Here is a 12,018-nt window from a genome sequence, read left to right as displayed (position 1 = left end):
GAACCGAATCGTCCGTTTTCACCGGGACGGGCAACTGACTTCTCCCGCACCAGGGCTGACGGAGCATCACTTCCGAGCCCAGGGAAAGTGACGGTGCGTCAGCCCGGCCCGCGGATTCTCCCGGGGGCCGGGGTGTGGGATCCTCTGGCGTCGCACGGTGCGGACGAGGGGGATGCATGTCGCAGGGGGGCTACGCCGGCGCACTGGTCGGCGAGCGGTACCGGCTGGTCGAGCAGCTCGGTGCGGGCGGGTTCGGCCGGGTCTGGAAGGCCGTCGACGAGCGGCTGCGGGTCGACGTCGCGGTCAAGGAGGTGCTGCTCCCGCAGGGCGGGCCGAGCGAGGCCGCGGCCGCCAACGCGGCCCGCGCCGAGCGCGAGGCCCGGCACGCCGCCCGGCTGCGCAACCACCCCAACGTGGTGGCCGTGCACGACGTGGTGATCGACCAAGGCGTGCCGTGGATCGTGATGGAACTGGTCACCGGCCGCACCCTGGACGACGAGATCCGCGCCGTCGGGCCGATCCCCGCGCCCCGGCTGTCCGCGATCGGCGACGCCGTGCTCGGCGCGCTGGCCGCCGCACACGCCGCCGGGATCGTGCACCGGGACGTGAAGCCCGCCAACGTGCTGCTCGCCGCCGACGGGCGGGTGCTGCTCACCGACTTCGGCATCGCCGTGCACGCCACCGACACCGCGCTGACCGCCGCCGGGACGGTCGTCGGCTCCTTCGAGTACATCGCCCCGGAGCGCGCCGAGGGCCGCGAGGCCGCCCCGGCCGGCGACCTGTTCTCCTGCGGGGTGACGCTCTACCACGCGGCCACCGGGCACTCGCCGTTCCGCCGCGACAGCGTCTCGGACTCGGTGCTCGCGGTCTTCGCCCACCACCCCGCGCCGCTGCCCGGCCCCGGCCCGCTGTCCGGCGTGATCGGGCAGCTGATGGCGAAGGACCCGGCCGCACGCCCCACCGCCGAGGCCGCCCTGCGGACGCTGCGCGACCCGGCCGCCGCCCCCGCGTTCCCCGCCCCGCCCGCGCCGCCCGCGCCGCCGGCCGTCCCGACGGTGCCACCGGGCCCCGGACCGGTGCCGACCGCGCTGGACCGCACGCCCGCGGTGCCGCCCGCGTACGGGCCGCCCGTGCCCGCGTACGGTCCGCCGCCCTCGTTCGGCCCGCCGTCGCCCTCGTACGGGCCCCCGGCCCCGTCGTACGGCCCTCCGGTTCCGTCGTACGGGGCGGCGCCCGTCCACGCGGCGGCGACCGGGGACGCGGCCTGGGATCCGTTCGAGGACGACGAGGACGCTGCGTACGGGGCCGAGGCCAGGGGCCGGGCGGCCCGGGCCGTGCTGCTGCGGATCGTCGGCGGCTTCGCGCTGCTGGGGCTCGGCCTGGCCCTCACCGCCTACCTGCTGCTCACCTACCTGGTGGGCGACCTGTCGGAGGCCGCCGCGACGGTCACCGCGGCCAAGGTGGCGGTCGAGTCGGTCACCGCGGGCGCCGCGATCACCGGCGGCGTGCTGGCGTTCCCGGGCGGATCACCGCAGCGGCGGCTCTACCTGGCCACCGGGCTGGGCGCGGTGCTGACCGTGCTGGTCACGGCGGTGGTCTCCGCCAACGCGCAGATCAGCGGGATCTTCTGACGGGTCGTCAGGACGCGGCGGGCGGGCGGCACGGGGCCCGTCCGCCGCTCGGCAGCACCGCCCGCCCCCTCCTCGGCGCGGCGCCGTACAACGAACCGGTGTCGGGGCGTTGACATCCGCGACTCATGATTGGAAACTTTCCTAACAGTTGGCCGCAACCGCGTACGCAGAGGAGGATCGGGCCGTGACCACCCGAAAGACGCCCCGTTCCCCGCTGGCCGGTACGCCGAGTCTGCTGCGGGCCATAAACGACCGCGCCGCGCTGGAGCTGCTGCTCGCCAACGGCCCGCTGTCCCGCACCCAGATCGGGAGCCTGACCGGGCTCTCGAAGCCGACCGCCTCGCAGCTGCTGGCCCGGTTGGAGGCCGTCGGGCTGGTGGTGCCGGTCGGGACGACCGCCGGCGGGCCGGGGCCGAACGCCCAGCTCTACCAGGTGAACCCGGCCGCCGGCCACGTCGCGGGCGTGGACGTGACCAGCACCACGGTCCGGGTCGCGGTCGCGGACATCACCGGGGCGACGCTGGCCGAGCACCGGGTGCCGACCAAGGGGTGGCCGGCCGCGGAGACGGTGGCCCGGGTCGCGGAGGCCGTCGCGGAGACGGTGCGCCGGGCGCAGCTCGCCCCCGGGTCGCTGCGCGAGGTGGTGATCGGGATCGGCGGCGCGCCGGACCCGGTGACCGGGAAGCTGCGCTACGCCTCGCACCTGCCGGGCTGGCACTCGCCGCGGCTGGTGGAGGAGCTGGAGCAGGCCCTGGGCGCGCCGGTGTCGATCGAGAACGACGTGAACCTGGCCGCGGTGGCGGAGCAGGCCGGCGGGGCGGCGGCGGGGTGCGAGGACTTCGTGCTGCTGTGGGCCGAGGAGGGCATCGGCGCGGCGATCGTGATCGCGGGCCGGCTGCACCGGGGTTTCACCGGGGGTGCGGGCGAGGTCGGCTACATGCCGGTGCCCGACGCCCCGGTGTCGTTGAACGCCCGCCGGAAGGTGTCCGGCGGGTTCCAGGACCTGGCCGGCGAGCCCGCGGTACTGGCGCTGGCCCGCCGGCACGGGCTGCGCGGCGCCGACGCGGCGCAGGCGGTGGCCGGGGCCCTGGGCAGTGCCGGGGGCGAGGCCTTCCTGGCCGAGCTGGCCGAACGGCTGGCGGTCGGGCTGGCGGTGATCGCCTCGGTGGTGGACCCGGAGCTGGTGGTGCTCTCCGGGGGGACGCCGACCGCGGGCGGGGAACGCCTGCGGGAGCTGGTCCAGGAGGCCCTGGGCCGGATGTCCATCCCGCGGCCGGAGGTGCGGCTGTCGGCCGTGCCGGGGTCGCCCGTCCTGACCGGTGCGCTGCAGCGCGCGCTGGCGACCACCCGGGACGTCCTGTTCAGCACGCACTGACGCACTGACGCACCGCCGCGCGGGCGCACTGGCGCACCCGCGCGGCACCGATCCGAGACGTTCGCTCCCACTCCCCTTCCCCCCACGGGACGCCGGGCCCTGCCGCCCTGCCCCCGTACCCTCCCCAGGAGTGCAATTCCGTGGACACCACCCGCAGCGCCCCGCCCGTCCGCCGCCCGCTGGCCGCGCTCACCGCCGCGCTCTGCGCGACCCTGCTGGCCTCGGCCTGCACCGGCACCAACTCCGGTGGCGGGCAGGACGGTTCGGCGTCCGGCCAGGACGTGACGATCACCTTCTGGCACGGCTGGAACCAGGACAACGAGGTGAAGGCGATCAACGACAACGTCGCCGCCTTCGAGAAGCTGCACCCCAACATCCACGTCAAGGTGGTCGGCGACATCGCCGACGACAAGGCCCAGCAGGCGCTGCGGGCGGGCGGCCCGGACGCCCCGGACGTGGTGTCCTCGTTCTCCACCGACAACGTGGGCAAGTTCTGCTCCTCGCACGTGTGGGCCGACCTCGGGCCGATGCTGAAGCAGGACGGCGTCGACCCGGCGAAGACCTTCCCGGCCGCGATGCTCGCCTACAGCCGGTACCAGGGCAACCAGTGTTCGCTGCCGCTGCTCGGCGACGCCTACGGGCTGTACTACAACAAGACCGCGTTCGCGGCGGCCGGGATCACCGCGCCGCCGAAGACGTTCAGCGAGTTCGCCGAGGACGCCGCCAAGCTGACCGTCCCGGACGGCGACTCGTTCAAGCAGCTGGGCTTCATGCCGAACTACCACGGCTACGAGACCTCGATCGCGCACTACCTCGGCCAGTACGGCAGCACCTACTTCGGCCCGGACGGGAAGTCCGACGTGGCCACCGACCCGACCGTGGCCGCCGCCCTGACCTGGCAGAAGCAGCTGGTGGACCGGCTGGGCGGGTTCGCCAAGCTGGAGAAGTACCGGACCTCCTTCGGCGACGAGTTCAGCGCCAAGAACCCGTTCGCCACCGGGCAGGTGGCGATGAGCATGGACGGCGAGTGGCGCGCCGCCTCGCTGGCCGAGGACAAGCCGTCCTTCGAGTGGGCCACCGCGCCGTTCCCGGTGCCGGACGACCAGGCCGGCACGTACGGGCGCGGCTACCAGACCGGCACCATCGTCGGCATCGCCAACGGCTCGAAGAAGCAGACCGCGGCCTGGACCTTGGTCAAGTACCTGACCACCGACACCGACGCGGTGGTCTCCTTCGCCAACGCGATCCACAACGTGCCCAGCACCCTGGCCGCGCTGGAGTCGCCGAAGCTGGACGCCGACCCGAACTTCCGCACCTTCCTCGACATCGCCAGGAACCCGAACTCCGCCACCACCCCGGCCAGCATCAACGGCGGCGCCTACCAGGTGTCGCTGCAGAACCTCAGCTACGCGGTGGAGTCCGGCCAGCAGACCGATCTGAAGGCGGGCCTGGCGGCCACCGCCAAGGAGATCGACGACGCCGTCAACCAGGCGAAGTGACATGGCGACCGTGAGCCCCGCGCTCCCGCCGGCGCTGCGCCGCAAGCGCCGGCGGGAGCGGGCCAGGACCCTGGCCTTCCTCTCCCCGTGGCTGATCGGGTTCGGCGTCTTCTTCCTGTACCCGCTGGCCTCCACCGCCTACTTCTCGTTCACGCACTACGACGGGTACCTGGCGCCGACCTTCTCCGGCCTGAAGAACTGGGACTACGTCTTCACCAAGTACCCGCCGTTCTGGCGGGGCCTGGGCAACACGCTCTGGCTGGTCGCGGTGATGGTCACCCTGCGGGTGGCGTTCGGCCTCGGCATCGGTCTGCTGATCACCAAGGTGAAGACCGGCGCCGGGTTCTTCCGCACCGCCTTCTACCTGCCCTACCTGGCCCCGCCGGTGGCCGCCACGATGGCCTTCGCCTTCCTGCTCAACCCCGGCACCGGCCCGGTCAACCACCTGCTGGGCGAGGCCGGCCTGCCGCAGCCCGGCTGGTTCACCGACCCGTCCTGGTCGAAGCCGGCCCTGACCATGCTGGCCATGTGGGGCATCGGCGACCTGATGGTGATCTTCATGGCGGCGCTGCTGGACGTCCCCCGGGAGCAGTACGAGGCGGCCGAACTGGACGGCGCGGGCGCCCTGCAGCGGTTCCGGTACGTCACCCTGCCGAACATCTCGCCGATCGTGGTGTTCGCCGTGGTCACCGGCGTGATCCAGACCATGCAGTACTACACCCAGGCGATCGTGGCCGGGAAGGTCGCCTCCGGTGTGATCGGCGGCTCCGGGCAGCAGTTCGAGTCCGGCTACCCGCACGGCTCCACCTGGACGCTGCCGCAGATGGTCTACAACCTCGGCTTCCAGCACTACGACTACGGCTCCGCCTGCGTCGTCGCCCTCATCCTGTTCGCCCTCACCATGGCGTTCACCTCGATCCTGCTGCGGCGCAAGTCCGGCTTCCTGACGGAGGACTGAGCCCCCGTGACCCTCGCCTCCGCGCTCCCCCGCGAGCGCCCCGCCCCGGCCGCCGCCGCCGACCGCGCCGCCCGCCGCCGCGCCGCCCTGAACTGGGTCGCGGTGCACTCCCTGGCGATCGCCGCCGCGCTGTTCTTCCTGCTGCCCCTCGTGTTCGTCCTCCTCACCTCGGTGATGACGGACCAGCAGGCGCTCACCTCCGACCTGTGGCCGCACCACTGGCAGTGGTCGAACTTCACCAAGGTGTGGAACACCGCGGGCTTCCTCACCTGGTGGCGCAACACCCTGCTGTACGCGGCGGCCGGCACCGCGCTGACCCTCGCCTCCAGCCTGCCGGTGGCCTACGCGCTCGCCAAGTTCCGCTTCCGCGGCCGCAACCTGGCCCTGATGGCGGTCATCTCGATGATGATGCTGCCGCCCCAGGTCACCATCATCCCGATGTACCTGTTCTGGGCGAAGCAGCTGCACCTGTCCGGCACGCTCTGGCCGCTGATCATCCCGATGGCGTTCGGCGACGCCTTCTCGATCTTCCTGCTCCGCCAGTTCCTGCTGACCATCCCCAAGGAGTACACCGAGGCCGCCCGGATCGACGGCTGCGGCGAACTGCGCACCCTGCTGCGGGTGGTCCTGCCGATGGCCAGGCCCGCGATCGCCGCCGTCGCGCTGTTCCAGTTCTTCTACTGCTGGAACGACTACTTCGGCCCGCAGATCTACGCCTCCGAGAACCCCGGCGCCTGGACCCTCAGCTACGGCCTGGAGTCCTTCAAGGGCGCCCACCACACCAACTGGAACCTCACCATGGCGGCGACGCTGCTGGTGCTGGCGCCGGTGATCGTTCTGTTCTTCTTCGCACAACGCGCCTTCATCGAAGGCGTCACACTGACAGGGGTCAAGGGCTGATGTCCGCACTGAAGTTGGCAATCGTCGGCGGCGGTTCCACCTACACGCCGGAACTGATCGACGGGTTCGCGCGGCTGCGCGACACCCTGCCGATCCGCGAGCTGGTGCTGATCGACCCGGCGGCCGACCGCCTGGAACTGATCGCCGCCCTGGCCCGCCGGATCTTCGCCAAGCAGGGCCACGGCGCCACCGTCACCACCGCCACCGACGTCACCGCGGGCGTCCAGGGCGCCGACGCGGTGCTGCTGCAGCTGCGGGTCGGCGGACAGGCCGCCCGCAACCAGGACGAGACCTGGCCGCTGGAGTGCGGCTGCGTCGGCCAGGAGACCACCGGCGCGGGCGGCCTCGCCAAGGCGCTGCGCACCGTCCCGGTGGTGCTGGACATCGCCGAGCAGGTCCGCCGCACCAACCCGGACGCCTGGATCGTCGACTTCACCAACCCGGTCGGCATCGTCACCCGCGCCCTGCAGACCGCCGGGCACAAGGCGGTCGGGCTGTGCAACGTGGCGATCGGCTTCCAGCGCAAGTTCGCCGCCCACCTCGGCGTCGACCCCGAGCTGGTGCGCCTGGACCACGTCGGCCTGAACCACCTCACCTGGGAGCGCGGCGTCACCCTGCTCGACTCCCCCGGCGCCACCACCGGCCGCGAGGTGCTGCCGCAGCTGCTCGCCGAGCACGGCGAGGCGATCGCCGCCGACCTGCACCTGCCGCTGCCGGTGGTCAGCCGGCTCGGCGTCGTCCCCTCCTACTACCTGCGCTACTTCTACCAGCACGACCTGGTCGTCGAGGAGCTCAAGGTCAAGGGCTCCCGGGCCGCCGAGGTCGCCGCGATCGAGCAGCAGCTGCTGGAGATGTACGCCGACCCGGCCCTGGACACCAAGCCCGAACTGCTCGGCAAGCGCGGCGGCGCGTTCTACTCCGAGGCCGCCGTGCAGCTGATCGCCTCGCTGCTCGGCACCGACGGCCGCACCACCGTCCAGGTCGTCAACACCCGCAACGACGGCGTGCTGCCCTTCCTGCCCGACGACGCCGTCATCGAGGTCCCCGCCGAGGTCGACGCCGCCGGCGTCCGCCCGCTGCCGCAGCGCCCCGTCGAACCGCTGTACGCCGGCCTGATCGCCAACGTCACCGCGTACGAGCACCTGGCGTTGGACGCCGCCCTGCACGGCGGCCGGGACCGGGTCTTCGACGCGCTGCTCGCCCACCCGCTGGTCGGCCAGATCGAACTCGCCGACCAGCTCACCGACCGACTGCTCGCCCACAACCGCGACCACCTGAGCTGGGCGTGACCGGCACCATGCGCACCAGCACCACGCACCGCCACGGGGGGACCGGCCGATGAGCCACTCCGCACACCTGCCCGGCGTCCTCGCCATCGACGCCGGCAACAGCAAGACCGACCTCGCCCTGGTCGGCGCCGACGGCACCGTCCTGGCCACCGCCCGCGGCGGCGGCTTCCAGCCGCAGCGCACCGGCCCGGCCGCCGCCGTCGCCGCGCTCGCCCCGCTGGTCGACGACCTGGCCCGGCAGGCCGGCGTCACCCGGCAGCCCGGCGGGCGGCCGCTGACCGACCACGTCAGCGCCTGCCTCGCCAACGCGGACCTGCCGATCGAGGAACAGCAGCTGCACGAGGCGATAGCCGGACACGGCTGGGCGACGTCCGTGCACGTCGCCAACGACACCTTCGGCCTGCTCCGGGCCGGCACCGACGGGCCGCTGGGCGTCGCGGTGGTCTGCGGCGCCGGCATCAACTGCGTCGGCCTGCGGCCCGACGGGCGCACCGCCCGCTGGCCCGCGCTCGGCCGGCTCACCGGCGACTGGGGCGGCGGCGGCGGACTCGCCGAGGAGGCCATGTGGCACGCCGCCCGGGCCGAGGACGGCCGCGGCGAAGCCACCCTGCTCTCCCCGATGATCGGCGCCCACTTCGGGCTGGCCGGGGCCAACGCCCTCGCCGAGGCCCTCCACCTGGGCCGGATCGCCCCGGCCCGGCTGCACGAGGTCTCCCAGGTGCTGTTCGCGGCCGGCACCGCCGGCGACCCGATCGCGCTCGGCCTGATCGACCGCCAGGCCGACGAGGTGGCCCGGCTCGCGGTGGTCGCCCTCACCCGGCTGGAGCTGCTCGACCGCCCGGTGCCGGTCGTGCTCGGCGGCGGCGTGCTGGCCTCCCGGCAGCCCCTGCTGATCGACAACCTGACCGCCCGGCTGGCCGCCGACGCCCCGCTCGCCGAACCCCGCGTGGTCGTCGCGCCCCCGGTCCTCGGCGCGGCCCTGCTCGGCCTGGACCACCTCGACGCCGCCCCCGCCGCCCACCGCCGCCTGCGCGACGCCTACCCGACCACCCACCCGATAGCGGCCTGACGGGCCGTCCGGCCGACCGTCCCGCCCGCGAGCCGCCGCCGGCGGGGGCCTCCGAAGCACCGCACATGCCTCGGACGCCCCCGCCGGCGGTCTTCTCCCCGGCGGGCCGGGCGCGTGGCGAGGCGCGTGGCGGGGGGTGCGGATGGGGGTGCGGCGAGGTTCGGCGAGAGGTTAGGCGCAGGGTTTCCGCAGGTGACGGTACGTCACCGGGTCGACAAGTTCCCGGGTCCGGTATCAGTTGAGTGAACATCTGGCAATGGCGCCTGGGATGCCCGTTCTGTCCGTTGAACCCGGCCGGTGGGGTTGTTAGTGTCGCGCGCTCACAGCGCGTCCGACGGGGGCGTGCGCCTGGAGCACCGGGAGCAGCGCCAGATGGCGATCCGCAAGTCCACGATGCAGGAGCAGGTCGCCGCGGCGATCGCCGCGATCGAGCCCAACGACCGCCCGGTGACGACCTTCCACACGGTCACCGGCCCGAGCCCGTGGCTGACCCAGCAGTTCGGTCTGATCGGCCAGCTGTTCGTGAAGTACTACTTCGTGACGCTGACCCACCGGGTCGTCGTCATCCACCGCGCCTCCCGGGTGAGCAACCGTCCGCTGGACCTGCTGCACGTCATCCCGCTCGACCAGGCCCGCGCCTCGATCAGCGACGTGCGCCGCAACACCCTGTGGAGCTCGCTGCGCTTCCAGATCCCGGGCGAGCCGCAGCCGACCCGCCTGAACATCCACCGCTACTGGCGCACCGAGATGGACGCCTTCACCGGCGGCCTGCTCGGCGGCGGCCCCGGCGTCCCGGGCCAGTACCCGCAGGCCCAGGCCCCGGTCCCGGGCCAGTACCAGCCGGCCCCCGGCCAGGCCCCCTACCCGCAGCAGGCCCCGGGCCAGGCCCCGTACCCGCCGGCGCAGGCCCCGGGCCAGTACCCGGCGCCGGGCGCCAACCCGTACCAGAGCTGACCGCGCCGCCGGGGCGCCCGTCCGACCGTCGCACGGTCCGGGCGGGCGCCCCGGCGTTCTCCCGGGCGGCGGAGGTGCCGGGGCGTCAGCCGAGGTGGGTGCGGGCCCAGTCGGCGAGCAGGCGGGCGCAGTCGTCGACGGACTCCCGCCAGCTGCGGACCGCGCCGTCGCCAGCCTCGTCGCTGACGTGCTTGACCAGCCGGACGGGCAGCTGGGCGCGGCGGGCGACGGTGGCGACCGCGTAGCCCTCCATGTCGACCAGGTCGGCGGTGCGGGCCAGCAGGTCGCGGTCGGCGTCGGCGGAGACGAAGCGGTCGCCGGTGGCGAGCACCGGGCCGCCCGCGGAGAGGTCGATCGGGCCGTCCATCGGGCGGCCGGTGAGCTGTTCGAGCAGCGGGGTGTCGAGGTCGTGCTGGAGCACCCGGCCGACCTCGTGGGTGCCGGCCAGGCCGGGCCGCAGGGCCCCCGCGGTGCCCAGGTTGACGACGGCGGCGGGCCGCCGGCCGCCGGCCAGCAGGGTGGCCAGCGCGGCCGCCGCGTTGAGCTTGCCCATGCCGGTGAGCAGCACCGGCAGGCCGCCGTCGAGGTGGGCGGCCTCCTCGGGCAGGGCGAGGACGAGCAGCGGGCGGTCGGGGGTGACGGTTCCGGTCAGGCGCATGGCGTCCAGCTTACGAGGGGGCGGCGGGCGGCCCGGCGGGCCCGGCGGTGGGTCGGGCGGCGGGCCCTTCGTCGGGCCCGGTGGTGGGCCTGGTGGGGCCGGTGGGGCACAGATCGGTCACCGCCCGGCGAACTCCGGACCAACTCCGGCCCGGGGGCCGTTCCGCGTGGCGATACTGCCCGGAGACGGGGCCGGTGGAGCCGAGGGGGAACGGTGGCCGCACAGACACAGGGGGGCGTTCTCGCCCCGCCGCCGGGCCCTGCGCCGGGCCGGACGCCCGACCGGGCCGCGGAGCCGGACGGGGCGCCGGACGGGGCGCCGGGCCGCGGCCCGCTGTCCGCCCCGCTGGCGCGGCTGCGGCTGGCCGCCCGCACCCCGCCGGGGCGGCTGCGCACCGCGGGCGCGGTGCTGGTGGCGCTGGCGCTGCTGTTCGGCGTCACCGCGGCCTGGCAGTCCGCCGACCGGGCGGGCGCGGCCCGGCAGTTGGCGTCCCGCAGCGAGCCGCTCAGCCAGGACGCGGCGGAGCTCTACCGTTCACTGGCGGACGCCGACGCCACCGCCGCCGCGGGCTTCCTGATGGCGTCCGCCGAGCCGCCCGAGGTCCGCAAGCGCTACCAGGACGACCTGGCCACCGCCGCCCGGCTGATCCCGCAGGCGGCCGCGCGCAGCGGCGCGTCCGCCGACGCGCAGCGCCGGCTGGCCGAGCTGAGCGAGCAACTGCCGCGCTACGCGGGCCTGGTGGAGACCGCCCGGGCGATCAACCGGGAGGGCCTGCCGCTCGGCGGGGCCTACCTGCGGTACGCCTCCGACTACCTGCAGAAGACGGTGCTGCCGAACGCGCAGAAGCTGGCCGACACCGAGGCCGCCGCGCTGGACGGCGACTACGACGCGGCCGCCGCCGAGCCCTGGGCCGCGCTGGTGCTGGGCGTGCTGCTGCTGGGCGCGCTGGGCCGCTATCAGGTGCTGCTGTTCCGGCGCACCAAGCGGGTGTTCAACCCGGGCCTGCTGACCGCCTCGGCGGCGGTGCTGGTCGCGCTGGTGTGGACGGTCGGCGGCACCGTGGCGGCCGGCACCGGCCTGCACGAGGCCCGCACCCAGGGCATCGACCCGCTGCGCGCGCTGAACCGGGTCCGGGTGGAGGCGCTGCAGGCGCACACCGCGGAGAACCTCAACCTGGTCTCGCGCGGGGCCACCGAGGCGTACAACGAGCGCTGGACCAGCCTGTCCCAGGCCCTGAACGGCTCGCCCCGCAACGCCGGTTCGGTGGCGGGCCTGACCGCCGCGCCGCCGGCCCGGGCCGGGGACCGGCTGGCCGAGGCGCAGCGCTGGTACGGCGAGTGGCAGCGGCGGCACGCGGCCGCCGCCGAGCTGGACGCGAGCGGCGACTACGAGGGCACCCTGCGGCAGACCCTGGCCCCGGGCCGGGACGACACCGCGGAGGCCGCGTTCAACGCCGCCGAGCAGCAGTGGGAGCAGGCCGGACGGGCCGAGCAGGCCGCGTTCGACTCCGCCGCGGGCGGCGTCGACGGGGCGCTGGCCGTCCAGGCGGTGGCGGCGGCGCTGCTGGCCGCGCTGGCGGTCGGCGGCACGGTGCGCGGCATCGGGCGCCGACTGGCCGAGTACCGGTAACGGGGGGAGCGAAGGATGCGCAGGGCCGGCAGGACTGGCAGGACTGGCAGGGCGAG

At 74.6% G+C, this 12,018-nt stretch carries 10 protein-coding genes; 9 read left to right on the top strand and 1 reads right to left on the bottom strand.

Going from position 1 to position 12,018, the window contains the following annotated elements; genetic code table 11:
* The first annotated feature begins 176 nt into the window (after nt 1-176).
* The 8 genes from OU787_RS23685 (at nt 177) to OU787_RS23650 (ending at nt 9,675) form a co-directional block, all read left to right on the top strand.
* Nucleotides 177-1,631, top strand: coding sequence for a serine/threonine-protein kinase (locus tag OU787_RS23685; protein ID WP_268660468.1), 1,455 nt, complete (start codon nt 177-179; stop codon nt 1,629-1,631).
* A 184-nt stretch (nt 1,632-1,815) separates the two neighbouring features.
* A complete protein-coding gene (locus OU787_RS23680; RefSeq protein WP_268660467.1) occupies nt 1,816-3,006 on the top strand; it encodes an ROK family transcriptional regulator in 1,191 nt (396 codons plus the stop codon).
* Nucleotides 3,007-3,146: 140 nt separating this feature from the next.
* Nucleotides 3,147-4,505: an ABC transporter substrate-binding protein gene (locus OU787_RS23675; protein WP_268660466.1), complete on the top strand. Its 1,359-nt coding sequence runs from the start codon at nt 3,147-3,149 to the stop codon at nt 4,503-4,505.
* Nucleotide 4,506: 1 nt separating this feature from the next.
* Complete coding sequence (locus tag OU787_RS23670; protein WP_030463519.1) at nt 4,507-5,463, top strand: carbohydrate ABC transporter permease; 957 nt, start codon at nt 4,507-4,509, stop codon at nt 5,461-5,463.
* Between the two features lie 6 nt (nt 5,464-5,469).
* Nucleotides 5,470-6,363, top strand: a complete 894-nt coding sequence (locus OU787_RS23665; protein ID WP_268660465.1) for a carbohydrate ABC transporter permease — start codon at nt 5,470-5,472, stop codon at nt 6,361-6,363.
* A gap of 8 nt (nt 6,364-6,371) precedes the next feature.
* Nucleotides 6,372-7,652 (top strand): 6-phospho-beta-glucosidase, encoded by a 1,281-nt coding sequence (locus OU787_RS23660; protein ID WP_268661914.1) that lies wholly within the window; start codon nt 6,372-6,374, stop codon nt 7,650-7,652.
* 49 nt (nt 7,653-7,701) lie between these two features.
* Nucleotides 7,702-8,721, top strand: coding sequence for an N-acetylglucosamine kinase (locus tag OU787_RS23655; protein ID WP_030463516.1), 1,020 nt, complete (start codon nt 7,702-7,704; stop codon nt 8,719-8,721).
* 342 nt (nt 8,722-9,063) lie between these two features.
* A complete protein-coding gene (locus tag OU787_RS23650; protein WP_051817827.1) occupies nt 9,064-9,675 on the top strand; it encodes a hypothetical protein in 612 nt (203 codons plus the stop codon).
* Between the two features lie 85 nt (nt 9,676-9,760).
* Here OU787_RS23650 and OU787_RS23645 read toward each other — a convergent pair whose 3' ends face one another.
* Nucleotides 9,761-10,333 (bottom strand): nucleosidase, encoded by a 573-nt coding sequence (locus OU787_RS23645; protein ID WP_030463514.1) that lies wholly within the window; start codon nt 10,331-10,333, stop codon nt 9,761-9,763.
* A 213-nt stretch (nt 10,334-10,546) separates the two neighbouring features.
* Between OU787_RS23645 and OU787_RS23640 the strand changes: the two genes are divergently transcribed.
* Nucleotides 10,547-11,962 carry a hypothetical protein gene (locus OU787_RS23640; protein ID WP_268660464.1) on the top strand — a complete coding sequence of 472 codons (1,416 nt, stop codon included), beginning with the start codon at nt 10,547-10,549 and terminating at the stop codon, nt 11,960-11,962.
* Nucleotides 11,963-12,018 lie beyond the last annotated feature (56 nt).

Source organism: Kitasatospora sp. YST-16, assembly GCF_026802215.1.
Lineage (GTDB): Bacteria > Actinomycetota > Actinomycetes > Streptomycetales > Streptomycetaceae > Kitasatospora > Kitasatospora cineracea.
This window is presented reverse-complemented; position numbering and strand designations above follow the sequence as displayed.